At 39.2% G+C, this 24,485-nt stretch carries 29 protein-coding genes; 19 read left to right on the top strand and 10 right to left on the bottom strand.

The genetic code is table 11. From position 1 onward, the window contains the following. Positions 1–215: 215 nt before the first annotated feature. From BAU15_RS13255 to BAU15_RS13270, 4 genes are all read left to right on the top strand, one after another. Complete coding sequence (locus tag BAU15_RS13255; protein WP_161843213.1) at positions 216–956, top strand: ABC transporter ATP-binding protein; 741 nt, start codon at positions 216–218, stop codon at positions 954–956. Between the two features lie 11 nt (positions 957–967). Next, the gene (locus BAU15_RS13260) at positions 968–2,569 is read left to right on the top strand and encodes an ABC transporter (protein ID WP_161843214.1); all 1,602 of its coding nucleotides are present in this window, start codon (positions 968–970) and stop codon (positions 2,567–2,569) included. Between the two features lie 154 nt (positions 2,570–2,723). Continuing rightward, positions 2,724–4,010 (top strand): hypothetical protein, encoded by a 1,287-nt coding sequence (locus BAU15_RS13265; protein WP_161843215.1) that lies wholly within the window; start codon positions 2,724–2,726, stop codon positions 4,008–4,010. After that, positions 4,007–4,540 carry a GrpB family protein gene (locus BAU15_RS13270; protein ID WP_161843216.1) on the top strand — a complete coding sequence of 178 codons (534 nt, stop codon included), beginning with the start codon at positions 4,007–4,009 and terminating at the stop codon, positions 4,538–4,540. The genes BAU15_RS13265 and BAU15_RS13270 overlap by 4 nt, the downstream gene beginning before the upstream one ends. A gap of 162 nt (positions 4,541–4,702) precedes the next feature. Here BAU15_RS13270 and BAU15_RS13275 read toward each other — a convergent pair whose 3' ends face one another. Both BAU15_RS13275 and BAU15_RS13280 read right to left on the bottom strand, forming a co-directional pair. Continuing rightward, a complete protein-coding gene (locus BAU15_RS13275) occupies positions 4,703–5,785 on the bottom strand; it encodes an endonuclease/exonuclease/phosphatase family protein (RefSeq protein WP_161843217.1) in 1,083 nt (360 codons plus the stop codon). A 54-nt stretch (positions 5,786–5,839) separates the two neighbouring features. Next, positions 5,840–6,178 carry a nucleotide pyrophosphohydrolase gene (locus BAU15_RS13280; RefSeq protein ID WP_161843218.1) on the bottom strand — a complete coding sequence of 113 codons (339 nt, stop codon included), beginning with the start codon at positions 6,176–6,178 and terminating at the stop codon, positions 5,840–5,842. 197 nt (positions 6,179–6,375) lie between these two features. Here BAU15_RS13280 and gloA2 point away from each other — a divergent pair, with 197 nt between their 5' ends. The 4 genes from gloA2 (at position 6,376) to BAU15_RS13295 (ending at position 8,507) form a co-directional block, all read left to right on the top strand. Beyond that, the gene (gloA2, locus tag BAU15_RS13285) at positions 6,376–6,756 is read left to right on the top strand and encodes an SMU1112c/YaeR family gloxylase I-like metalloprotein (RefSeq protein ID WP_161843219.1); all 381 of its coding nucleotides are present in this window, start codon (positions 6,376–6,378) and stop codon (positions 6,754–6,756) included. Between the two features lie 95 nt (positions 6,757–6,851). After that, positions 6,852–7,370, top strand: coding sequence for a hypothetical protein (locus BAU15_RS13290; protein ID WP_161843220.1), 519 nt, complete (start codon positions 6,852–6,854; stop codon positions 7,368–7,370). Positions 7,371–7,506: 136 nt separating this feature from the next. Beyond that, positions 7,507–7,683 (top strand): hypothetical protein, encoded by a 177-nt coding sequence (locus BAU15_RS15625; RefSeq protein ID WP_202622742.1) that lies wholly within the window; start codon positions 7,507–7,509, stop codon positions 7,681–7,683. 239 nt (positions 7,684–7,922) lie between these two features. Beyond that, positions 7,923–8,507 carry a GNAT family N-acetyltransferase gene (locus BAU15_RS13295; protein ID WP_161843221.1) on the top strand — a complete coding sequence of 195 codons (585 nt, stop codon included), beginning with the start codon at positions 7,923–7,925 and terminating at the stop codon, positions 8,505–8,507. A gap of 95 nt (positions 8,508–8,602) precedes the next feature. On the opposite strand, the gene BAU15_RS13300 is transcribed toward BAU15_RS13295, so the two are convergent. After that, the gene (locus BAU15_RS13300) at positions 8,603–9,115 is read right to left on the bottom strand and encodes an LURP-one-related/scramblase family protein (RefSeq protein ID WP_161843222.1); all 513 of its coding nucleotides are present in this window, start codon (positions 9,113–9,115) and stop codon (positions 8,603–8,605) included. 45 nt (positions 9,116–9,160) lie between these two features. Then, on the bottom strand, positions 9,161–10,030 hold the full coding sequence (locus tag BAU15_RS13305) for a Cof-type HAD-IIB family hydrolase (protein WP_161843223.1): 870 nt from the start codon (positions 10,028–10,030) through the stop codon (positions 9,161–9,163). Positions 10,031–10,157: 127 nt separating this feature from the next. Here BAU15_RS13305 and BAU15_RS13310 point away from each other — a divergent pair, with 127 nt between their 5' ends. The 4 genes from BAU15_RS13310 to BAU15_RS13325 all read left to right on the top strand — a co-directional run bounded on the left by BAU15_RS13310 (position 10,158) and on the right by BAU15_RS13325 (position 13,130). Further along, a complete protein-coding gene (locus BAU15_RS13310; RefSeq protein WP_161843224.1) occupies positions 10,158–10,850 on the top strand; it encodes a uracil-DNA glycosylase in 693 nt (230 codons plus the stop codon). Between the two features lie 143 nt (positions 10,851–10,993). After that, entirely contained in the window at positions 10,994–11,974 is a 981-nt protein-coding gene (pta, locus tag BAU15_RS13315; RefSeq protein ID WP_161843225.1) for a phosphate acetyltransferase, read from the top strand. Between the two features lie 162 nt (positions 11,975–12,136). Further along, positions 12,137–12,613, top strand: coding sequence for a tRNA (adenosine(37)-N6)-threonylcarbamoyltransferase complex ATPase subunit type 1 TsaE (gene tsaE, locus BAU15_RS13320; RefSeq protein WP_161843226.1), 477 nt, complete (start codon positions 12,137–12,139; stop codon positions 12,611–12,613). Next, positions 12,606–13,130, top strand: a complete 525-nt coding sequence (locus BAU15_RS13325) for a GNAT family N-acetyltransferase (protein ID WP_161843227.1) — start codon at positions 12,606–12,608, stop codon at positions 13,128–13,130. The genes tsaE and BAU15_RS13325 overlap by 8 nt, the downstream gene beginning before the upstream one ends. Positions 13,131–13,263: 133 nt before the next feature. Here BAU15_RS13325 and BAU15_RS13330 read toward each other — a convergent pair whose 3' ends face one another. From BAU15_RS13330 to BAU15_RS13340, 3 genes are all read right to left on the bottom strand, one after another. Continuing rightward, the gene (locus BAU15_RS13330; protein ID WP_161843228.1) at positions 13,264–14,004 is read right to left on the bottom strand and encodes a MurR/RpiR family transcriptional regulator; all 741 of its coding nucleotides are present in this window, start codon (positions 14,002–14,004) and stop codon (positions 13,264–13,266) included. Between the two features lie 31 nt (positions 14,005–14,035). After that, positions 14,036–14,569, bottom strand: a complete 534-nt coding sequence (locus tag BAU15_RS13335; protein WP_161843229.1) for a 3'-5' exonuclease — start codon at positions 14,567–14,569, stop codon at positions 14,036–14,038. A 102-nt stretch (positions 14,570–14,671) separates the two neighbouring features. Continuing rightward, a complete protein-coding gene (locus BAU15_RS13340) occupies positions 14,672–15,427 on the bottom strand; it encodes an exodeoxyribonuclease III (protein ID WP_161843230.1) in 756 nt (251 codons plus the stop codon). A gap of 105 nt (positions 15,428–15,532) precedes the next feature. Here BAU15_RS13340 and BAU15_RS13345 point away from each other — a divergent pair, with 105 nt between their 5' ends. Both BAU15_RS13345 and murB read left to right on the top strand, forming a co-directional pair. Further along, positions 15,533–16,456, top strand: a complete 924-nt coding sequence (locus BAU15_RS13345; protein WP_161843231.1) for a Gfo/Idh/MocA family protein — start codon at positions 15,533–15,535, stop codon at positions 16,454–16,456. 134 nt (positions 16,457–16,590) lie between these two features. Continuing rightward, positions 16,591–17,499 carry a UDP-N-acetylmuramate dehydrogenase gene (murB, locus tag BAU15_RS13350; protein ID WP_161843232.1) on the top strand — a complete coding sequence of 303 codons (909 nt, stop codon included), beginning with the start codon at positions 16,591–16,593 and terminating at the stop codon, positions 17,497–17,499. A gap of 143 nt (positions 17,500–17,642) precedes the next feature. Here murB and BAU15_RS13355 read toward each other — a convergent pair whose 3' ends face one another. From BAU15_RS13355 to BAU15_RS13365, 3 genes are read right to left on the bottom strand one after another with little or no spacing between them, the layout of a single operon-like run. Then, complete coding sequence (locus BAU15_RS13355; RefSeq protein ID WP_161843233.1) at positions 17,643–18,278, bottom strand: ECF transporter S component; 636 nt, start codon at positions 18,276–18,278, stop codon at positions 17,643–17,645. 6 nt (positions 18,279–18,284) lie between these two features. Beyond that, positions 18,285–18,836, bottom strand: coding sequence for a phosphopantothenoylcysteine decarboxylase (gene coaC / locus BAU15_RS13360; protein WP_161843234.1), 552 nt, complete (start codon positions 18,834–18,836; stop codon positions 18,285–18,287). 3 nt (positions 18,837–18,839) lie between these two features. Continuing rightward, positions 18,840–19,640, bottom strand: coding sequence for a phosphopantothenate--cysteine ligase (locus BAU15_RS13365; RefSeq protein WP_161843235.1), 801 nt, complete (start codon positions 19,638–19,640; stop codon positions 18,840–18,842). 312 nt (positions 19,641–19,952) lie between these two features. Between BAU15_RS13365 and BAU15_RS13370 the strand changes: the two genes are divergently transcribed. The 5 genes from BAU15_RS13370 to BAU15_RS13390 all read left to right on the top strand — a co-directional run bounded on the left by BAU15_RS13370 (position 19,953) and on the right by BAU15_RS13390 (position 24,392). Then, the gene (locus BAU15_RS13370; protein WP_161843236.1) at positions 19,953–20,495 is read left to right on the top strand and encodes a helix-turn-helix domain-containing protein; all 543 of its coding nucleotides are present in this window, start codon (positions 19,953–19,955) and stop codon (positions 20,493–20,495) included. A gap of 96 nt (positions 20,496–20,591) precedes the next feature. After that, positions 20,592–21,674 carry an ABC transporter ATP-binding protein gene (locus BAU15_RS13375; RefSeq protein ID WP_161843237.1) on the top strand — a complete coding sequence of 361 codons (1,083 nt, stop codon included), beginning with the start codon at positions 20,592–20,594 and terminating at the stop codon, positions 21,672–21,674. Positions 21,675–21,685: 11 nt separating this feature from the next. Continuing rightward, positions 21,686–22,495 carry an ABC transporter permease gene (locus BAU15_RS13380; RefSeq protein ID WP_161843238.1) on the top strand — a complete coding sequence of 270 codons (810 nt, stop codon included), beginning with the start codon at positions 21,686–21,688 and terminating at the stop codon, positions 22,493–22,495. Continuing rightward, positions 22,492–23,322, top strand: a complete 831-nt coding sequence (locus tag BAU15_RS13385; RefSeq protein WP_161843239.1) for an ABC transporter permease — start codon at positions 22,492–22,494, stop codon at positions 23,320–23,322. The genes BAU15_RS13380 and BAU15_RS13385 overlap by 4 nt, the downstream gene beginning before the upstream one ends. Next, complete coding sequence (locus BAU15_RS13390; protein WP_161843240.1) at positions 23,319–24,392, top strand: ABC transporter substrate-binding protein; 1,074 nt, start codon at positions 23,319–23,321, stop codon at positions 24,390–24,392. The genes BAU15_RS13385 and BAU15_RS13390 overlap by 4 nt, the downstream gene beginning before the upstream one ends. The last annotated feature ends 93 nt before the right edge of the window (positions 24,393–24,485 follow it).

Here is a 24,485-nt window from a genome sequence, read left to right on the forward strand (position 1 = left end):
GTCTCAAATCTGGTCGGTACAATTATTAAACCAGGTTATGCACGATTTAAATTCACTACAGTCACGACTTTTTGAGGCAATTTAAATCGGTAGCTGAATGGGGACCTTATCGGCAGTTTAGCTTCAGAAAAATCTGAATTTATTTTTATTCCCTAGATAGCTGTAGTATACTTTTGTTAGTGAGTTTTTTAGTAAAATGAAATGAAGGTGAAGGTATGATTGAATTAAAACGGGTAAGAAAAGTTTATGGCGACAAGGTCGCACTGGATGAGTTGAATTTAACCATCAAAAATGGCACGATTTTTGGGTTCCTCGGACACAATGGAGCGGGTAAATCCACGACCATCAAGAGTATTGTCAGTATCATTAACCCGACAGCCGGCGAAATTATTGTCGATGGTGAAAATTTAGCAGAGCATCGACAGGCTATCAAAGAAAGAATTGGCTATGTCCCTGACACGCCAGATATGTTTTTACAGCTGACGGCGGATGAATATTGGATTTTATTGGCGAGTGCCTATAACTTAACTGAGGAACAAAAAAATAAACAAGTGGCTTATTTGACACGTTTATTTGATATTCAGGGTCAAGAAAACAATACGTTGGAAAGCTTCTCTCACGGGATGCGTCAAAAAGTTATTGTGATTGGGGCATTGTTATCTGATCCAGATATTTGGATTTTAGATGAGCCTTTGCAAGGGTTAGATCCGCAAGCAGCTTTTGATTTGAAAGAGTTGATGAAAGAGCATGCCAGAAAAGGAAACACCGTTGTCTTTTCTACGCACAATTTAGATACAGCACAACAATTATGTGATGAGTTAGCTATCTTAAAAAAAGGCGAACTCATTTATAATGGGACGGTGGATGATTTACTAGCCACTTCACCAGGGGAATCGCTAGAAACCATCTATCTACGAATGACCGGACGCCATTCTGATGAGCAGCCGGGAAGTTAGGGGAGAGCGCGATGAATAAAAGCCAATTAATTAATCTATTCAAAGTAAATTTGCTTTATATTAATCCACAAGCTACTGAACAGTCGCGAAAAAAAGGGAAAACGGGGAATAAAATTTATCGTAGTATCTTAAGTCAATATGCCTTTATGAGTGTTATTTTTACCGTAATTTATGGGGGCATTATGTTCGCCCTCGATTTTTCTAAATATCCAGGCTATTTTACTTTTTATATTGCTTTATTTTTAGTCATGACCTTTGCTCAAGGAGTCTCGATTATCTATAATATTTTCTATAATAGTAAGGATTTAAAGGATTATTTACCCTTGCCGTTCTTGCAGAGAGACGTCTTTTTAGCTAAGTTTTTGATTATTGGATTGACGCTAGCACCGTTCATGTTACCAATCTTGGTCTTGTTTGTCCTCACCGCCATTCGAGCTAGCCAGTCGCTACTTGTGGGACTACCTCTGAGTCTCATTTTATTTCTATTATTTTTCTATTTGGGTTGTGGCATTAGCACCTTGATTGTGACCGGACTGACGCAAACACAAGTTTTTATCAAGCATAAAAGTATCATGACAACTTTGCTAATGTTTATTCCGATGTTAGGGATGATGGCAGGTATCATGTATCTGAATCAAAAACAAGCAGATGCTTTTCAAGGAACATTAGTCGATCAAACGATTATTTATCCTTTTTTACCTTTTCACACGGTCTTGACCAACCTTTTTTCCATTAATGGATTGATCAGCTTACTAGTGATTATGGCTGCCTGTCTAGCTCTAGCTTACCTCTTGAAAAGGGTCGTCATTTCTAGCTTTTATCGCTTGGCTTCAGAAGAAACGAATCATTCAACTGTGAAGAGTAAAAAAGCTAAACAAGTCAAAAAAAGAAATTTCGAGGGGTTACCCAAGCAACTATTCCGCTATAACTTAAGCTTGATTAAAGACCCAACATTATTGCTACAAGTCCTGACCTCACTCATCATGCCAGTCATTATCATCTTTCCAACACTGATGATTGGCGAGCTAGAGCTAGGAACCATTCCCTTGGAATTTTGGCTTATTCCCTTTTTGATTGGCCTATTCTTAGCCTTATTTACTGTTAATTCAACGTCAATTATTAGCTTAATCATCTCTTTAGATAGAGAGAATTTCTATTTTGTCCGCTCTTTACCGATTAATATGAAAGACTATTTGAAAGCAAAATTTACATTTGCCTTTACCATTCAAGCGACTCTGACAGGACTAGTCACGCTGATTGTGGGACTGATTGGCCGAGTGCCGATTCTGCTGATTATTTTTGCCATACTAGGCTGCGTATATGGCTGCTTTGTTGCTGGGATGTATTATTTTTATCGAGATTTCCGGCTACTCTCGTTGAATTGGACAAGTGTCTCGCAATTATTTACGCGAGGTGGTGGAAACTTTATGATGGTCCTTTCCATCTTTGGCACCATCATTATTGGGCTGTCAGTCATTGGCGGAACGGTTTTCCTACTGTTCACCACGGGCGGATCGCTGCTTGTTTCTTTGGCAATTTTATTAGTTATTCTAGGTATCGGTGGCATTTTATTCGCCCATTATCAACGAATATTTTGGCGCAATCTAGAGTAAATAAGTTCGCTAATTAAAAAGTGTTTGCGTGGGTAGTATCCCTCGCTTATTCTATAAAAAATGGATCAGACCCACAAAAATGTGAGTTTTGATCCATTTTTTTGTGTATTTGTGGTAAACTGGTGTTCGCATATTTGTTTGGAGGTGAGGCAGAATGGATGAATGGACAGCAGCGCTGAAAGAGTGGTACCCAGAAATATTGAGTAAGAAGAGCTACCCACTAAAAATTTCTAAGCACTATACTAGTGGACAGCGCTGGGAAATATATGAGCGTCTGACGAAGGTTCAAAGAGACTTAATCAATCAACATCGCCGTTATTTAATCCAGTCTCAATTTTTAGAAGAAAATTATTTGTTGGCTACCGATTGGGTATTCGAGGATTTTCGTGTTAATCCATTTTTTAGAACCAATCGAAGACAAGAAAAACTTTTCTGTAAATGCGGTCGTGAGTTAAAGGTCCAATATATTGTCAAATCAGAAAAGACCGGGGAACGTTTGATGCTAGGGATATCACATTTTGCTGAACATCTGCATGTTTCTGAACGAGTCGCTACTTCAATCTCGCAAGGTATGACGACAGTCGATTTGGCGATGGATGAATTATTGTGGCTAAAACAGCAAAACACGCCATTTCCTGAGGAGCTATGGCAAAAATATCTCTACGCCTTACTCTATAATAATCGTTTGAAGAAACCCAGAAAATTAAATGAACGGCTGATGCTGAGAGTTAGTGAATTTCGCGCAGCTGATTTTCCGATTTATTTGGCTGATTACAAAGCTTTAGAAAAAGAAATTGCCGCTATTTATCAACAAACGAACGTAGAAAAAAAGACTGTTGATTTGACTGAGGTTGATTTTAAAAATACGAAAACTTCAGTGGAGATAGATACTAAAGCATTTATTGAAACCTATCAGGCCTTTTTACAAAAAGATTTGTCGGCAATTAAGACAGCAGAATGTGCCCACAACAAGTTGCCGGAAAGCTTCTATAGGGATTTACTCGTTACGCTAAGAAAAACGAAAAATCAATCACGAGTCAACGCAGAAGTAACCATTCAGCATTTTTCTCAGACAGCCCAAGGACGATGGATTCAACCACAGATATATTCAATTATTCTAGAGAATTACTTACAATACGGGCTAAAAGAAGCCTTTTTCTATCATATTCCGAGACCTATAAGAAATGGTTTATTGCGCGTGCTGAAGCGCGAACAAGCTGAAAAAGAATCGACGACGACGGCAGAAGTAAGTGAATCAAAACAGAGATCTGAGGTCTCAGTGTGGTTGATGGAAAAACAACAGGAGCAGTCATTAAATAAAACACAAAGAAAAGCCTTAACACTTATTCAACAATTGGAAGAGTTACGAGGAACAGATCAGTCGATTGATTATTTACTTGCTGATTACGTTAAGCAGACAAGGGAGAGTGAGGACAAATGAGAAATATCACGGTTGAAGAGTATTCGCCAGAGTGGCCAGAGCTGTATCGAAAAGAAGCCGAAAAGGTCAAAGAAATCGTGCGGGGAAATGAAGTGGCTATCTATCATATCGGTAGCACCTCTGTTGTCGGCTTAAAAGCCAAGCCTGTCATTGATATTCTACTAGTGGTGAGAGAAATCCAGTTACTGGATCAGCAAACAGCCTTATTTGAGCGTTTAGGGTATGAAGCAATGGGCGAATTAGGGCTACCGCAACGCCGTTTTTTTAGAAAGGGTGGGGATCATCGGACACACCATATCCATGCCTACCAATTTGATAATAGCCAAGAAATCCTACGTCATCTTTGTTTTCGTGACTATCTTGTCGCCCATCCAACAGTAGCCCAGGAATACGGGCAATTGAAGCAAGCGTTAGCGCTGAAGTTTCCCAATGATATTGAACAATACGGCGATGGCAAAGATGCTTTCGTCAAACGGATCGAGGCAGAAGCTTTGATGGATTTTTGGCAGCAACGAGCTATCACACATTAATTTAGTTGGAAAAAATGTTACACGAATCTATCAGGCAAACGTCCATGAAGAATTTACGTGATATCTATAGATGACGAATTCACACAAATAGCCGCGATAAAGTTTTAGAGGCAGCCTTTACTGGCTCTCGAACTTCATCACGGCTATTAATTTTGAATAGGTTTACTTGGCTGAGCCTTCCGTCAATTCAAAGGTTAATTGAACAGGGTTATGATCTGAATACTGGAATCCTTTATCTAACACAGAAATTTCTTTAACTGAAATATTATTCGATACGATGAAACCATCGATGAGCGTGACAAAGGTCCGGCCTTTCTGATAGTCTTCGTCTAAATTGCGCACCGAGGGAATAGCTGCTTCGGCTAGACCTGTCTCGGGAATCGAAAAGCCTTCTGGTAACTCGTCTTTAGGGAAGGGTTGATTCCAGCTAAATGACTGCTCAGAATTTTTGAAGACAGTCTCGCTATCTTCCAGTAAAGCGTGATTATAATCGCCACCGACAATCACATAATTGCCAGCCTGATAGCTGCGTGACATTGCTTCACTTAATTTTTTAATTTGAGCTTTTTGAATTTTAGGATCCTTCGTGTAGGCTGACAAATGGACGTTAATTAAGGTTAATGTGCGCCCATTTGCGACAGGTACATCTGAAACGGTGAAGGCTCGATCTAAATCGAAGAATTTATTAAAGTTTGTCTCAATCGGCAAGGAGTATCGAGTACTTTCCGTAATCTTCCCTTTGCTGATTGTGACTAGGCCCGATTTTGATTGACCGATGGGTTCAGTCACTGGATAAAAAAGGTAGGCCGAACGATAATTTTCTCCATAAATACTTGAATAATCAGCAAAAGATCTCTCTAACGCATCTACTTGATTGACACCATACGAGCGAGTTGCCTGTTCATCGACTTCTTGGAAGAAGGCAAAGTCAGGATTGATTTCTTTAGTGGTATCGATAATCCCAGTTAAGTTTTCTTTAATTGCTGCCTCACTGAAGCCTCGCGAATATTTACCACCATCCATGAAAAAACTATAATCAGGACTATAGGCAGCGTAGCCAATATTATAGGTCGCGATTATGTAAGGATTATTTGGCAAAATTTCTTCGGTGCCCTGACCGGTGACAGTCAGAGGTAGATTGTCCTCTGCTCGTGAATAACTGAGAAAAACGTAAGAAACATAGCCAATCACCACTAACAAAATTGTGGCAATAACCATCAATAGGTAACGCACAAACTTTTTCATAATTTCCCCCTTAGTTAAAATTATTGCTCATTCGTCCATAGTTGACCAGTTGTGTCAGTCCTTATCTGTTGCAGCAGGTAAGGATTGTTTTGCTGCTGCTGGATATTTTTGGGCATTTTTAATCAACTTTTCTTCGATAATCTGCGACACATCAATCTCCAAATCGGTTGTCAACATCAGTGTGTAAATCAGGATATCGGCTATTTCTTCTTTGATGTTCTCAAAATTTTGTTCGACGCCTTCTTGACTTGTCCGCCACTGAAAGTCTTCCAGGAGTTCGGAGGCTTCTAAATTGATGGAAATCGCTAAATCTTTGGCATTATGGTATTGTCGCCAATTTCGTTCATCACGAAATTGATTGACTAAGTCGGTCAAACGTTGTACTTCATTCATAATCCACGCTTCCTTTCATGTCTCTTTATTTTCTCGCACTCTTTAAGAAAAGTAAATAAATTTGCTAAAGAACATAAGCTGGGAAAAAATGAGCAAATTTCCTAGACATTTTCAAACGAATAGCGTACAAAGAAATTAGTGAATTAATTAGGCAGTACAAAAATAAGTGGAATATCATCAGTTGAAGGAGTGTTATTGTGCAATTACAAACGATTCATCATGTAGCAATTATTGTTTCGGATTATCAGAAGTCAAAGGATTTTTATGTCAATCAGCTAGGATTTGCGATTATTAGAGAAAATTATCGACCTGAAAGAAATGATTACAAGCTTGACTTGAAGTTAGGCGATTGTGAGCTAGAAATTTTTGGCATTGAAGGAGCGCCTAAACGCCCTAGTTATCCTGAGGCTTGTGGTTTGAGACATCTGGCTTTTAAGGTAACTGTGATAGAAGAGGTTATCGCAGAATTGAATAGTCAAGGGATTGAAACGGAGCCTGTCAGGATTGATTCATTCACTGGGAAAAAGATGACGTTCTTTCATGACCCAGACGGATTACCCTTAGAATTGCACGAATAACGGCGTTGCATGACAAAAATGTAAGTAAATCTTAGAAAAATTTGATGTTTTCTTTTCATAATTCTTGTTATACTAAAAGAAAGGGGAGAGAAGACATGAAGAAAATAGGGTTGGTCATTCTGCTTGGTGGCATTCTCTTGTTGGGGGCAATGAATGGCTTAGTTGGGGTCAAGAATCAATTAGCAGATATCAGTAAGCAAGACTATAAAATTAACTTAAAAAAGGCTATTCAACTGTATCAAAAGGAAACAAAAATAGATAGCTGTACTGCCATTTCTTTTGATACCTTGGAGGAAGCCAATACATCTTATAAACCAAAGTATACGTACATATTTGAAAATGGGGAAACCCTTGTACATATTAACCCAGATACGGGGAAAATCACCAAAAGAAAACAAAAATTAGTCAAAATGAGTCAGCAAAAAAGAAAAATCAAGCTGGCTGAACTAACTCACATGCCGATGCCAAACGAAGCCATGAAGCAAGCGTTGGATCGTCTGCAAGGACACAATAATCAAGTCGTCGCTTGGCGTTTACAAAAGGAACATCTTGTGCCGTCTTATACAGTGACAATTAAGCAGAATCATGCGCAAAAACGCGTGTTAGTCGAATAATAGAGCCTTCGATTTAGGCTGAAAGAATGAATTTGATTCCATAAATTCGCTCTTTTTCGAGGCTATCATTTCCTATTTTTTCTTCACAGGAGTAATCTATAGGTGTAAGAATTCAATCATAGGGAGTTGGATACAGATGGAAAAAATAGTTTGTCCGCATTGTGGGAAAAAGTTTCGCTATGAAGAAATTACTAATATAGTTAGCCACGCGGATAAGGAAATGGCGATAGTTTGCCCGTATTGTGATTTAATTGCTGAAAAAAAGGTCAGTCATGGCTACTTTGTTTCGACAAAAATCATTGAGCAGAACTAATCATACGTCTGAATTGCTAGTAGTAGCTAGTAGGTACTTTACGAAGAGCAACAACTGAATCGTGCGTTAACAGATTATCTCGTGTCTTCATTAGTCATTGGCTGACTGATTCAGAGGTAATCTGTTTATTTTTTTGCATAGAGAAGTTGCCTCAAACAAGGATTTGAGAAAAATATTTTTGAACCCTTTGAATTGAGTGATAGGGGATGATAGAATAGATGCGAAAGAGAGGAATACGAATGATTCGCTTTATGACAAAAGAAGACGGGGCTGCTGTAGCGCCCTTAATATTAGTTATTTTAAAAGATATGGAATTGCCTTTTGTGGCACAGCATGGAGAAGCATTGACCATTAAATTACTGACAGAAGCCATAGCTGATCCTACTTATCGTTATGGGTATACCAAAGGAATTGTCAAAGAAGTTGCAGGGAAGATTGCAGGCGTGGCTTTTGGCTATACTTCAGAAGAAGAGCCAACAATTGATGCACCATGGACCAAAATTTTGGCGGCTCATGGGCTCGACGAAACGAGTCAGCTATTTACTGATCCTGAGACTTTCCCTGATGAATGGTATCTGGATACAATTTGTGTAGCAGAGGAGTTTCGTGGCAAAGGGATTGGCTCGGATTTATTAGATGCCTTACCGATGATCGCTGCACGTGATGGTAAATCCGTGATTGGCTTGAGTGTTGACGAAGCTAATCCTGGCGCTCGCCGATTATATACGCGAAAAGGTTTCAAAAAGGTTGGGGAAGTTCCCATTAGTGGTCATCTGTATGACCATATGCAAAAAGATATTTCTAGTGAGCTAACGATAGAATAAAAGTTAACGAAAACTAGACACAGCACAAAAAAGACGGATCCTACTGGGCCGTCTTTTTTCTATCAGGTAAGACAATGTGGTCATTACCATGGATTTTAATGGGTAGTGAAGTTCAGTTGATAATTTATTTTATCTTTCTTACGATTATACAACCAGTAGTCCATAATTGCTGCGATACAGATGCAAAGAGGCGCTTCTTCAACAATCGGGATGTTCAGCACATAATAATCACCCGTCAATAGCGTGGTCTTATCCATCTCCATCACCAATCGATTAAAATGATGAATGGCGTATTGATGTTGATGGATATTGCCTTGAACCGTCCAGTGAAGCTGTCGAATATAATAAAAATCACCTGGCCAATTAAAAATTTTCTTGAGCGTGCCGACTTTATCGAATCCTTGATAAATTTCAAAACGTGTCCCAAAAGTAAAACTGACTTGCTTGATACTGGCGACTAACTCCCCACTCATTTTATACAAAGAGAGAGCATCGCCTTTCGTGCCCCAGCGACCGACTAAAAGGAAGAGTGATTTCCCTTGACTATCTTTAACAATCGTTCGTGTTACACGACTAAGTTGTCGTTCTTGAATGAAAAATTCGGCCATCGGTTAGCCCCCTCTCTTTTTATTTCTACGCTGGTCTAGAGCATTTTACAGGTCTTCTTCGATTGCGCGCATAATCGCTTTGCCGACACCATTTTCCAAATTTGTATCTGTTTCATATTTGGCATATTCTTTGACTTCCAGTTCGGCATTGCCCATAGCAAAACTTACACCAGCCATTTGAAGCATACTTACATCATTAAAGTTATCACCGATTGTCATCACATCCGCTAAATCAATTCCACGATCGGTGGCAACATGGGCCACTGCGATACCTTTTTGGGCTGAGCGATGATTAATCTCGATATTATTTTGTCCGGAAGAGGTAATAGCTAAATCACCTAATGCATCAATCTCGCTAGCAACCGGACCTAAGACTTTCGGTCCCTCACTATGCACACAGATAATTTTCAAAACTTCCAACGAATCGTCTGTCAATAGCTCACGGATACTATCCACGTAATTAATGTGTAATAATTCCAGATTGGCTGAAGCCATGGCGATCGCCATTTTGTACGTAAGATGAGGTAAGTGGTCGGCAATCATCGCTGCAAAGCTATCAATTCGGCGACTTTGGCTTTCAGAATATAAGCCCTTATTTGTCGAAACTTCGTAATAAATATCATGAGCGTCTAAACGATCTAAAATAAACGCGATTTGCTCACGAGCAATTGGGACAGTAAACAAAGATACTCCATCCTTATCAAAGACTTGCGCGCCATTTAGCGTAATCATTGCACAACTAATCCCTGCTTCATCAAGCGCAGAGCGAGCTTCCTGATAATTTCGTCCAGTGGAAACCATAAATTCGATGCCTTGATCTAACGCAAAACGAATTGCTGCGGCATTCTCTTCTGAAATTCCCATATGGGCGTCTAATAAAGTTCCATCCATATCAGAAGCAATTAATTTAATCATATATACTGACCCATCCTTTCTTTTCTACTCTTTTATTTTACCACATTTTTAGTCAATATTATGAACAGAAATAGACTTGTAACGGAAAGAAATCTGCGCTATTCTTAAAAAAACAGGAGGAAGAGTAATGACCAAATGGATTCATAACAGTTGGCAAACAATTTTGGCAGATGAGTTTGCCAAACCGTATTACAAAGAGTTAGTCAATTTTTTAGATAACGAATATCAAACACAGAAAATTCATCCAGCGAGACCCCACATTTTTGAAGCATTAGAATTGACTCCCTACGAAAAAGTCAAGGTAGTTATCTTAGGGCAAGATCCATATCATGGAGCGGACCAGGCACATGGCTTATCATTTTCTGTCCAACCGGGAATAAAAACGCCGCCTTCATTAGTCAATATCTACAAAGAATTACAGACAGATTTAGGAATAGAACCTGTATCACATGGCAATTTAATTACATGGGCACAGCAAGGCGTTCTCTTATTAAATACTGTACTAACAGTCAGAGAAGGGCAAGCTTATTCGCATCGTGGAAAAGGGTGGGAACAGCTGACAACTGCCATAATTGAAAAATTAAATGAACGAACGGAGCCAATTGTTTTCATTTTGTGGGGCAAACCAGCTCAAGAAAAAGGGAAATTAATCGATGAAGCGAAACATGTCATAATCAAAGGGCCACATCCAAGCCCATTGTCTGCCTATCGAGGATTTTTTGGCTCGAAGCCTTTTTCTAAAACCAATGAAGCTCTGATTGCACTGGGAGAAACACCGATTCAGTGGCAGCTACCTGAAACGCCTGTACTAAACAGATAAATATCTGTTATAGTGCAGAACCTAGATTATGTGAAAACTTTAACAATTTTAGACTTTTCTGTATGAAACAGCTTAAAAATCTGTTCTTTTTTTTGAAGATAGTGTATGATGAATAAGTAAACTAAATTTGGAGGGTTATTATCTTGGAACTATTTGATAGTCTTAAATTTAAAATTGTACGTCGCAACATTAAAATCGTTTTTCCAGAAGCAACTGATGCTCGTATTTTAGGGGCAGCCGCTCGTTTAAAAGCAGAAGAATTAATGGAACCAATCTTAATTGGTAACCCGGATGAAATTCGTAAGTCAGCACATGCGCGTGGAATCAAAGCTTCATCATTCACAATCTACGATCCAGAAAACTATGACGGTTGGGATGCAATGGTTGAAGCCTTTGTTGAACGTCGTAATGGCAAAGCAACAAAAGAACAAGCTGAAAAAGTGCTTAAAGATGTTAACTATTTTGGAACAATGCTTACTTATATGGGTATTGCTGACGGTATGGTGAGTGGTGCTATCCATTCAACTGGTGATACTGTGCGTCCTGCGCTACAAATCATCAAAACAAAACCTGGCATTAGCCGGACAAGTGGCGCGATGATTATGGTTCGTGGCCGCGATCAAGAAAAATATATCTTCTCTGATTGTGCTATTAACGTGAACCCAACTGCGCAAGAATTAGCTGAAATCGCTGTTGATTCTGCGAAAACAGCTGAATTATTTGATATCGAACCTAAAGTTGCTATGATGAGCTTTTCAACTAAAGGTTCAGCTAAAGCACCAGAAGTGGATAAAGTTGTTGAAGCAACAAAAATTGCTAAACAATTGGCTCCTCAATATCAAATTGATGGCGAATTACAATTTGATGCTTCATACGTTTCATCTGTAGCGCAATTAAAAGCGCCTAGTTCAGATGTTGCTGGTCAAGCAACTGTCTTTGTCTTCCCAGAATTACAATCAGGAAACATTGGCTACAAAATTGCACAACGTTTAGGTAACTTCGAAGCAATTGGACCAATCTTACAAGGCTTGAACAAACCAGTTTCTGACTTGTCTCGTGGAGCAAATGAAGAAGATGTCTACAAACTTTCAATTATTACAGCAGCTCAAACATTAATGAGCTAAACTCTTTTTAGAAGAATAATTAAGAAGGGCAGGGAGTGATTCTCCTTGTTCTTTTTTTTGTAAAAAATAGTTCGATTCCTAATTTTATCGTGGCTAGCCAGACTTTTTCTTTAAAAATAAACCTACACAAGGTATACTAACAAAAGAAAGTAGGGATGAGTTGTGAGCATTATAATCGAAAATCCAACACAAACAGAACAATTGGCCTTCATTATTGGCGAGGTGGCTCAACCAGGCGATAATCTAGTGCTGACGGGTGATTTAGGTGCCGGAAAAACAACCTTAACTAAAGGTATTGCACGAGGCTTAGGGATTGACCAGCTGATTAAGAGTCCTACCTATACGATTATTAGAGAATACCAACAAGGAAGAATTCCTTTGTATCATATGGATGTCTATCGGGTCGAATATGGCGCGTCTGATCTTGGTCTTGACGAATATTTTGAGGGTGATGGCTTATCTGTGATTGAATGGGGTAACCTCTTAAATGAGGCACTGCCTGAAGATTATTTGGAATTAGTTATTCATAAAGATGAGAAGAATCCAGAAAAACGGACGATTGAGTTGACGGCGTTTGGTTCCCAAGCAGCGGCGCTTGAAGCCCGCATTCGACAAAGTTGGGTGAGTAGCCATGCGTGAGGAAGTCAATGTGACCATCCGTGAAGCGATACCTGAAGATGCCCAAGAATTATTAGCGGTCACGAAGATCATTGGAGCAGAGACTGATTTTCTAGTAATGGATGAGGAAGGAATGGCACTTGAAGCATATGAACTGGCTTTTCAGCTTGATCGACTCTACGAAAGCCCAAATAATGTTCTTTTTGTAGCCTTCGTAGATGAAAAAATGGTGGGCGTTGCTTCCATTCGTGCAGAGAGTAAATTTCGAATGGCACATATCGGCGAAGTTGGACTGAGTATCTTGCAGGAATATTGGGGAATCGGTTTGGGCAGTCTACTGATGGACGAACTGATTCTTTGGTCCGAAGAGAGCCAAATTATCCGACGTTTAGAATTAACCGTTCAACAGCGTAATCAGCGAGCGGTTCATCTGTACGAGAAATTTGGCTTTCAAACAGAAGGAATCCTACAGCGCGGCGCAAGGCTGGACGATGGACAATTTTTAGATGTGCAACTAATGAGTCTGATGATTGACTAGTAATCAATGAATAAAATAAAAGAAACGACTCCATGTTAAAGAGGATTTTTCCTTTTTAACATAGAGTCGTTTTTATGTTTAGAGACAATAAAAATGATAAAAAATCAAGGTTCATCTGCTTTTATTAGTTAGTTTATTTGATCTTACGAACTTCTTTTGCCAGATATTCAATCGTGTAAAGGGCAGGGACTTGTGAGGTCAAAGCGGCGTCCCCATTCTTTTCAGTGGAAATATAGTAGGCCAGATTAATATCAGATAATTTGGCAATTGTTGAGTTACTGCTATTAGTAATCGAAATAATCGTGCTCCGATTGGCTAAAAATTGATTTAAGTAATTGACGATATCTTTGGTCTCACCACTGACCGAAAGGGCAATCACACAGACTTTTTCAGCCAAGCTTTTACTGAAAAAATCAATCGGGTGGTTGGCTGGATCTTCGATGCGAAAGGCCATGCTGAAGATAGACGAAAAGTAGAGTACCCCATATTCAGCGATAATATTCGATGAGCCTGAACCAGTAAAGATGACTAACTCTTTTTCAGACAACAGTTCGGCAGCAGCTCGCAATTTTTCTTGGAAATTAGTTTCACTGGTACGGTTGATAAAATTAATAAAGGCACTCTCATCGACTGCATGAATCGGGTGTTCCTCTGTTAAAGATTCTTTATAGAGCTGAAGCTTAATCTTAAATTCAGAGAAGCCTTCGCAGTCAAATTTTTTACAGAAACGCAGCACACTAGCGGTACTACTGTGGGTACTTTTCGCAAGGTCACGAATCCGCATATAGACGACTTGGTCGATGTGCGTGGCCACGTACTTGTAAATTTCTAGATCAATATTGCTGAGTTCAGGCGTATAGTTAAGAAAAAGCATTCAGACACTTCCTTTTTGATCAATGACTTTCTTACTTTATGGTCACCAGTTTTTTCAGTGGCTCGACGCCAAAATGAGCTTCTTGATACAACAAAATTTCGGCACAAGCACGACTATCTTCTAGTGCATCATGGTGATTTTCCAAAGTGATATCTAAATCAGCGCATACCGTATTCAACCGATGATTTTTCATTTCCGGAAATAATTTTCGACTGGTTCTGACGGTGCATAACGAGAGATACTGCGGTTGCTCTATATGATAATAATCTAGGCAACTGGCCAAAACTTTTGTATCAAAAGCTGCATTATGGGCAACAATCAGTCCATTTTGATGGAAGTAAGGTTGGATTTTCTGCCAAACTTCAGGAAATTTAGGCGCATCTTCGACGTCTTCAGGATGAATCCCGTGGATCTGAATATTGCGCCAAAAGAATTCAGTCTCTGGTTGAATCAATGTATAATATTCGCCGACAATTTTGCTGTCTTGGACCATTACTAATGCTAAGGAACAAGCACTATAAGGGAGATGATTGGCTGTCTCGAAGTCCATAGCGATAAAATTCATGGCAATAGCCTCCTTATTTATAGCTGTACTTTAGCACAGAACTCTTGAAATGACAAAAAAGCTTATTGAAACTGCTAGACTAGTTGAGTGTTTTTAGATGAATCAGATAGTCAAATCGACTTCGACAGGACAGTGGTCACTGCCTGTGATATCAGCGTGGATTTTGGCATCAGTCAGCTTATCAGTTAGATCATCTGAAACGACAAAATAGTCAATCCGCCACCCAGCATTGTTCGCACGCGCATTGAAACGATAGCTCCACCAAGAGTAGGCACCTTCTAATTCAGGATAAAAGTGACGGAAGCTATCAACAAATCCACTGTCTAATAGTTCAGTAAATTTTTCACGTTCCTGCGGACTGAAACCAGCATTTTTTTGATTAGTTTTCCAGTTTTTCAAATCAATTTCTTTATGGGCTACATTTAAGTCGCCACATAGAATAACTGGTTTTTTCGTTTTCAATTCATTGAGATATTCACGAAAAGCTATTTCCCAAGTCATGCGATAGTCCAGACGTTTTAATTCATTTTGAGAATTAGGTGTGTAGCAAGTAATCAGATAGAAGTCCGCGTACTCCAATGTAATCAATCGACCTTCTTGATCGTGTTCTTCAATTCCTAAGCCATAGGTCACGGCTAAAGCAGGCTCTTTAGCAAAAATAGCTGTACCAGAATAACCTTTTTTGACAGCGTAATTCCAATATTGATGATAGCCAGGTAAATCCATCTCAATCTGGCCTTCTTGTAATTTCGTTTCCTGTAAGCAGAAAAAATCCGCGTCTAACTCATTAAACACGTCCATAAAGTTCTTTTTCATGACGGCGCGCAGTCCGTTAACGTTCCAAGATATACATTTCATTTGGCGTTCCTCTTTTCTTTTTATCTAACATAATACTTTCTTCTTTATTCTAACCAAAAATAGTGTAAGATTAAAGCAGAGAGAATGAATTTGGAGGGAATTTTTATGAAATTTGGCGTTGTCGGTGTTGGAAATATTGCACAAAAGGCTTATTTGCCTAGTTATAGCAGTCGTCGAGACCAAGGAGAGTTTCTTTTTGCTACAAGAAATTCAGCCGTTCAAGAGAAGCTACGCACAAAATTTGGCTTTTCATCTGTCTATGACACATTAGATCAATTAATTGAGGCTGGAATTGAAGCTTGCTTTATTCATACAGCGACTCAGACTCATTTTCAGTTGGCTAAACAATGTTTAACGAATAATATTCATGTCTTTGTCGACAAACCACTCAGTGAAAATTTGGCAGAGGTTGCTGAATTACAACAGTTAGCAAAAGAGAAAAACCTTCTATTAATGGTTGGGTTCAATCGTCGCTTTGCACCAATGGTTGAATATTTGAAGCAGCAACCAAATAAACGAATGATTCATTTACAAAAAAATCGCATTGCTGCAGAACAATCGACTGATTTTGTGATCTATGATTTATTTTTACATTTAGTCGACACGGCGGTTTACCTTTTAGATGAACCAATCGAGAAAATTTCAAGTAAAGTCAACGAAAAAGACGGCAATATGCAGTGGACTTCTTTAGAATTGGAGACGGCTAATCAAGTAGCGATTCTGTCGATGGATTTGGTGAGTGGCGCCAATACAGAGCTTTACCAAGTAACCACTCAGGCGGGGACTTATACCGTAAACAATTTAGTGGACTTGCAAATCCAAGCAGAGGGTCAAACAACCAACTCAACATTCGGTGATTGGGAAACAACCTTAGCTAAGCGTGGTTTTGAACAATTGGTTGATACGTTTATCACAGGGGTGAAGACGGGCGATGCGACTGGCTTGCGTCAAGAAAATGTCTATCAGAGTCATGCCTTGTGCCAAGAAATCTTGCACCAATTTCATCAACAATCTGCTGCAAAGAACTAGAGAAGTTTGCTGGATTATATCTGACAAGTGATGAAAAGTAGTAAGATTGTTACAAGTTGCACAGATAAAGGCTAGTCAGTTTTTGCTCAACATGATAGAATGTAAAAGATGTTGAATAGAAAGGACTCGTGTTTGTGAATACAGAAGACTTAAAGAAAAGCTTGCCAGAAATTACTATTTTAATTGACGAGCTCTTAAAAAAATATACATTTACAAAAACTGGTGGGCCGGCAGATGTCTTAGCCTTTCCAAAAAATCAAGAAGAAGTCGTCGCGCTTGTGACTTATTGTAAAGCGCATGCTATTGACTGGTTAGTCTTAGGGAATGCCAGCAATTTAATTGTCCGAGATGGCGGGATTCGTGGCGTTGTAATCATGCTGACAGAGATGAAAGAAATTCAAGTAATTGGCGATGAGCTACACGTTGAATCTGGTGCAAAACTGATTGATACGACTTATGTCGCTTTAGATGAAGGCTTGACTGGCTTTGAATTCGCTTGTGGGATTCCCGGAAGTGTCGGTGGGGCAGTCTATATGAACGCCGGTGCGTATGGTGGTGAAATAAAGGATGTTTTCAGTCGGACCGATGTTTTGCTTGAAGACGGCACAATAAAAACTTATACAGCAAAAGAGATGGATTTCTCTTATCGACATAGTGCTATTCAGTTACTGCATGGCGTGATTTTACGTACGGTCTTCACACTTGAAAAAGGTAATCCCGAAAAAATTAAAGAGCGCATGACTGAATTGACTGCGCTAAGAGAATCAAAACAACCCTTGGAATATCCTTCCTGCGGGAGTGTCTTTAAACGTCCAGAAGGTCATTTTACCGGGGCCTTGATTCAAGAAGCTGGACTGCAAGGGTTAAAATGGGGCGGTGCGCAGATCTCGACAAAACACGCGGGCTTTATCGTGAACATCGATTCAGCAACAGCAACTGATTATGTCGAATTAATTGCCCACATCCAACAAGTTATCAAAGAAAAATTTGACGTGTCATTAGAAACAGAAGTCCGTATTATCGGCGAAGAAGTTTCTGCGTAAATTAGTAAAATAAAATTAAAATGACTTCAGAAATGGCGCATCACGTCATCTCTGAAGTCTTCTTTGTTGTTCTTTGAATGTTTCGACCGTACCATTAACAAATTTTTTTAAGAATCTAAATTCACAGGCTCAGCGTAGAAAACTTATAGTTTTCTTGGTTTATTTGACTTGAGTAATCGTAATAAAACCGCACAGACACCAGCTGTGGCAATCCCAGCAACAATCGCTTCAGGTACGCCACTTGTCAAGATAACGGCTAAAATAGCGGCATAAACGGCCGAGCCACCTTTACTAATCACTTGGGCATAGTCGCTTTGGAAGAGAAAATAAATTAAATTCATTACCAACACGGTATTTACTAAAGAACCGAGTAACCCAGCGATAAAGAGAGAAACAGACTGACCTTTATTTTTCATTAATTTATTGATGCCGTGATAAGCGAAATAAGGCACAACGCCAATCAAAATTCTCGGAATTAGCGCAATAATTAGCGCTTTCCAGCTCCCGGTATCCGTGCCAATCACTGGAATAAAGGGGGAGAAGACAAACGATAACGGTGTTTGGATGACGGTGCTGCGGATCAGACTGATTACACCAAAAATTCCGCCAAGTGATCCGCCAATTTTGGGACCTAAAATAATTGAGGCGATAATCACAGGAATATGCATTGTCGTGGCATTAATCGGTCCAATCGGAATAAAGCCTAGAGGAGTCACTGCCAGTAAAATCATAATTGCCAGAAACATCGCTGTTAAGGTAAATTGTTTGGTATTTTTCACTGTTCCTTACTCCTTTGACTCCTGAAGAATTTTCGTAACCGCCTCTAGTATATCCGGAATATTCGCTAATGCACCTTTTCCATAATCGCCACAAGCCAGTAAAGCTTCACGAGGCTCGATTTCTTGGTAGCCGACTTCTTTTAACCATTTGAGATTTCGTTGGTTTGTCGGATTTTGATACATGTAGGTATTCATCGCAGGCGCGATTAGTTTTGGTACCTCTTCTTTTAATGCCATCGCAACTGTCGAAAGTAAATCATCCGCTAATCCATTGGCAAGCTTACCGATAATATTGGCGGTTGCTGGGGCTATTAAGAATAAATCCGCCTTCTTCGCCAGCTCGATATGATTGATTTTGTCTGGTAAATTTTCTTGCATGACATCTGTGTGGACAAAATTTTTCGATAACGATTGTAGAGTTAATGGCGTGATGAATTCGGTACTATTTTTCGTCATAATCACTTCTACCCGATAGCCAAGTTTGACAAGTTGATTGGCTATGTCGGCACTTTTGTAAGCAGAAATACTGCCTGAAACGCCTAAAAGTATGGTTTTCATTTTTTATGCTCCTTTAGTTACTGCTTCGACAATCAATGCAGCAATCTCTTGTTTTGTATGTCCTGTGGCAACCACGCCGTCCTCTGACACCAGATAGCCGATATGCTGCGTTTCATTAATTGATTCTAAATCATTGGCCAAGACGTAATCAGCCTGATTTTTTTTCAAATTAGTGCGAGCAACGTCGAGTAATTCCTCTTTTTCGACGCCTACTAATAGTTTAAAACCGACAAGTCGAGTTTCAGGCTGAAGCTGTTTAATCAAATGAATGATTTTCGGATTTTGCTTGAGCACCATTAACAAATGTTCACTTGCAGAAGAAATTTTCTTCTCAGTCGATTGAACCGTCGTTAATTCTTGGAAAAGGTGTTGGAATTCTGTGAAAGAGTCTAAGTACTCGGGCTTTTCAGTTAATTCTTGATACAATTTTTGTAAAAGTTCTTCTTGTGGTAGACTAGCTGCCGGCGTAAAATCACTCACTGCCATACTATGAATCACTGCTTGATAGGTGTGGCTAGTCAAAAGTTCTTCCATCATTTCTTTCAAGTCATTTGTTGATTCGATAAGATGAATTCGCACACGCGGATTAGCTGTCGGGAGCAAAGCCTGACGAGTTGTAATATAATCGATCTCGATGGTTGTCTGTGCTAAAAATGCTTTGGCAATCTCTTGGCCAAGACGTCCTGTCGAATGATTCGTGATTGCGCGAACCTGATCGATTGGCTCAGCGGTTCCACCAGCTGTAATCAGCACACGTTTTTTAGTAGAGAGTGAATCACCCGCAGCCACTGTTTTCTGCTTCATGAATGAGCTCCTTTTAAGACTTTTTCATTATCTTATCATACACTAAACAGGTATCAAAGGGTTCTTGCTTACTTTTACTGAAAAGTATCGATTGTTATTTTTCGAAGATCTAGCGGCTCGTTTAAAGGAGGAATAGATTTTTGAAAACCAGTCGGTAATTGGGCTTTATTTTTTTGCGTTTTTTCTAGAAAAATTGCGTAAAAGTTCTTGTTTTTCTCGTGAAAATTCGTATACTAGATAGGGATATTAAACTTGTAGTTTAGTATTAGAAAACTTTTGTAACAAATTTGAACAAATACTTGGAGGTGGGCTATGGAGATTGGTGATAAGCTGCGTAATTTACGCATCCAAAAGAATTTAACTTTAGAGGAATTAGGGGAACGAACGGATTTGACTAAGGGTTACCTTTCTCAATTGGAACGAGAACTCAGTTCGCCCTCAATGGAAACTTTTTTCAATTTGTTAGAAGTCCTCGGCGTAACACCAGAAGAATTTTTCAGTCAAGAAACAAATGATCAAAAAGTGGTCTATAAAGAAAGCGACAGTACCCTTTATTTTGACGAAGAAAATGGCTATGAATTGAAATGGTTAATTCCCGACTCAAACGAGTGGGAGATGGAGCCCGTCTTAATTACCTTTGAAAAAAAAGGCGAATACAAAACCTTTGAGCCCTCTCTTTCAGAAACCTTTATCTATGTCTTAGATGGCAGCATTTCGTTGCGATTAGGCAGTAAAACCTATACGGCCAAAAAAGGGGAATCTATTTATTATGAGGCAACGCAACCTCATCAAATTAAGAATTATTCGCGAGGTAAGAGCCGAGCGCTGATCGTAGCCACTGAATCTTATTTATAATAACCGCTGACTAGATATCGTTTGAATCAGCGATTGTACGAAAATCAATAAGCAACATGACCACCCATAATTACTAACATACCGAGGAGTGAAGCAGTGAATACGATTATTTCTTTCAATAACGTTGTGAAACAATACGACGATGAAGTGATTTTAAAAAATGTGAGTTTTGAGATTGAACAAGGGAAGTTTTATACGCTACTAGGACCATCTGGTTGTGGTAAAACCACTATTTTACGTATGATCGCCGGATTTACTGAGGCAACTAAAGGCGATATTTTATTTGATAATCAACGGATCAACGATATCCCCGCTAATAAGCGATTAGTCAATACTGTTTTTCAGGATTATGCTTTATTCCCACATATGAATGTCTTTGATAATGTTGCTTTTGGTTTGAAAATCAAAAAACTACCTAAATCTGAGATTGAGAAAAAAGTTAAAGATGCCTTGAAGATGGTTCAATTACCTGGCTATGAAACGCGTGAAATCAGCGAAATGTCTGGTGGACAGCGTCAACGTGTCGCAATCGCACGAGCAATTGTCAATGAACCAAAAGTTCTATTATTGGATGAACCACTTTCAGCTTTGGATTTAAAACTACGGACAGATATGCAATATGAATTACGTGATTTACAGCAACGTTTAGGCATTACTTTTATTTTTGTGACCCATGACCAAGAAGAAGCCTTAGCGATGAGCGACGAAATCTTTGTCATGAATAAAGGGAAGATTGTCCAAAGTGGCACACCAGTTGACATTTACGATGAACCAATCAACCATTTTGTCGCTGATTTTGTCGGTGAAAGTAATATCGTCAACGGCGTGATGCGTGAAGATAACCTCGTTGAATTTGTCGGCAAACAATTTGAATGTGTTGATGGTGGGATGCGTGAAAACGAAGCGGTCGAAGTTGTGCTGCGTCCGGAAGATTTAACGATTACTACCCCAGATAAAGGGAAATTAGTCGTGACCGTCGATACACAGTTGTTCCGTGGCGTCCATTATGAAATTATCTGTACCGATGAGGACAAAAATGAGTGGATGGTCCATTCAACACGTAAAGCCAAAGAAGGTAGTAAAGTTGGGCTAGCTTTCGAGCCTGAGGATATCCACGTGATGCGCTTTAATGAATCAGAAGAAGATTTCGACGCGCGTCTCGAAAGCTATGAAGAGTAGGGGGTAAACTGATGAAAACAATGCGTCGAATTTATTCCGTACCGTACTTTATGTGGCTCTTACTCTTTGTTATCGCGCCCGTTTTACTGATTATCTATCAATCATTTTTTGATATGAATGGACAGTTCACTTTGTCCAACTATGCCAGCTATTTTACGTCAGGCACCTATCTTTGGATGACCTTTAATTCGGTTTGGTATGCCTTTTTAATCACACTCTTCACGTTATTAATCAGTTATCCAACGGCTTATTTTTTGACGAAATTAAAGCATAAACAGCTGTGGCTGATGTTGATTATTTTACCCACATGGGTCAATTTACTACTCAAAGCCTATGCTTTTATCGGAATTTTTAGTATCCATGGCAGCGTCAATCATTTCTTTGATTTTTTAGGAATGGGACCGAAACAAATTCTATTTACCGATTTTAGTTTCTTATTTGTCGCGACCTATATCGAAATTCCCTTCATGATTATGCCGATTTTTAACGCTTTGGAAGAAATGAATCCTTCCTTAATCAGTGCCAGTCGTGATTTGGGTGCGAATAATTTTGAAACATTCCGCCGCGTTATTTTTCCGCTGTCTTTAAACGGCGTCAAAAGTGGTGTTCAAGCCGTCTTTATTCCGTCACTCTCTTTATTCATGTTAACTCGATTGATTGGCGGAAATCGTGTAATCACTCTAGGAACAGCCATCGAGCAACATTTCTTAGTTACGCAAAACTGGGGCATGGGTTCAACCATCGGCGTCATTCTGATTATCGCGATGTTTGTCGTGATGCTCTTAACCGGTGAAAAACGCAAAGGAGGACGCGCAAAATGAAGAAAAAATTTAAGTGGTCCTACCTTTATCTAGCCATTGTCTTCATTCTATTGTATACACCCATCTTTTATCTGATTTTTTACTCCTTCAATGCCGGGGGGAATATGAATGAATTTACTGGCTTTACCCTAGAAAATTATCAGGCCGTCTTTGAGGATTCTCGATTAATCATTATCGTCCTCAATACTTTTTTCTTAGCCTTTCTATCCGCCTTGTTGGCGACGGTGATTGGCACATTTGGGGCAATGGGCATTTACTATACGAAGAAACGGCGCGCTCGAACTGCCTTACTGAGTGCCAATAATATTTTATTAGTTTCACCAGATGTTATTATCGGTGCTAGCTTCTTAATTTTCTTCACACTGATTGGCTTTAGCTTAGGCTTCCAAAGTGTGCTCTTGTCACATATCGCCTTCAGTATTCCGATTGTTGTCTTAATGGTCTTACCTAAGCTACAAGAAATGAACGATTCAATGGTGGATGCAGCCAGAGATTTAGGGGCAAATAATTTTCAAGTCATAAAAAACATTATTTTACCTTTTCTATCACCAGGAATTATCGCCGGCTACTTCATGGCTTTCACCTATTCACTGGATGATTTTGCCGTGACGTTCTTTGTCACAGGGAATGGCTTTACCACCTTATCTGTTGAGATTTATTCCCGAGCTCGACAAGGAATTAGCTTAGAAATTAATGCGCTGAGTGCTTTAGTTTTCTTATTCTCAATGATTTTAGTTGTCGGTTATTACTTTATTAGTAAAGATAATACTTCACGTAAAGTCAAAAAGAATCGCCGTGGCGCTAGAGAGGTGGCGAAAGTCCGATGAAAAAATTGCAATCCTTATTCTTAGGCATTCTCGCTATCATCTTAATTTTATTTTTCTCTGTACGTCAATTAGAAAAAGCTAGCGGAATGGCAGGGGCAGATATTGTCACTATCTATAACTGGGGCGATTATATTGACCCAGATTTAATCAAAAAGTTTGAAAAAGAATCAGGCTACAAGGTTAATTATGAAACTTTTGATTCAAATGAAGCGATGTTTACCAAGATTCAACAAGGCGGTACTGCCTACGATATCACGATTCCCAGTGAATATATGATCCAAAAAATGATGAAAGAGAAACTACTTTTACCTATCGATCATAGTAAATTAACCAGTCTAGATAACATTGATGAACGTTTCTTAGACTTAGATTTTGATCCCAATAATCAGTATTCAATCCCTTATTTCTGGGGAACACTGGGGATTATTTATAACGACAAATTTGTTGATGCAGAAAATATTCAGCATTGGGATGACCTTTGGCGTCCTGAATTAAAAGATAATTTGATGCTAATTGATGGGGCCCGAGAAGTCATGGGACTAGCCTTGAACAGCTTAGGCAATTCATTAAATAGTAAAGATAACGCAGAATTAGACGAAGCGGCAGTAAAACTAACTAGTTTGACAGGGAACGTAAAAGCCATCGTCGCCGATGAAATCAAGATGTATATGATCAATGAGGAAAGTGCTGTTGCGGTAACTTTTTCAGGCGAAGCAGCGGAAATGCTAGATGAAAACGAGCACCTGCACTATGTCATTCCCTCGGAAGGCTCCAACTTATGGTTTGACAACATCGTTATTCCAAAAACCGCCAAAAATATCGACGGTGCCTATGCGTTTATCAACTTTATGTCAGAACCAGAAAATGCAGCTCAAAATGCCGAATATATCGGTTACTCAACACCAAATAAAGTCGCAAAAGACTTACTACCAAAAGAAATTTCCGAAGACAAACAATTCTATCCAGACGATCAAACAATCGAACATCTAGAAGTCTATGAAGACCTAGGCTCAAAATACCTTGGAATTTATAATGACTACTTCTTAGAATTTAAGATTTATCGGAAATAAAATTGAAAACGTAGTATGAAGTTTCCATATGCACATTAATTTATTACTTAAAAAAGACGTAAAATGTCGCTCTCTTATGAGCAAGCATTTACG

The sequence above is a fragment of the Candidatus Enterococcus huntleyi genome, assembly GCF_009933175.1.
Lineage (GTDB): Bacteria > Bacillota > Bacilli > Lactobacillales > Enterococcaceae > Enterococcus_K > Enterococcus_K huntleyi.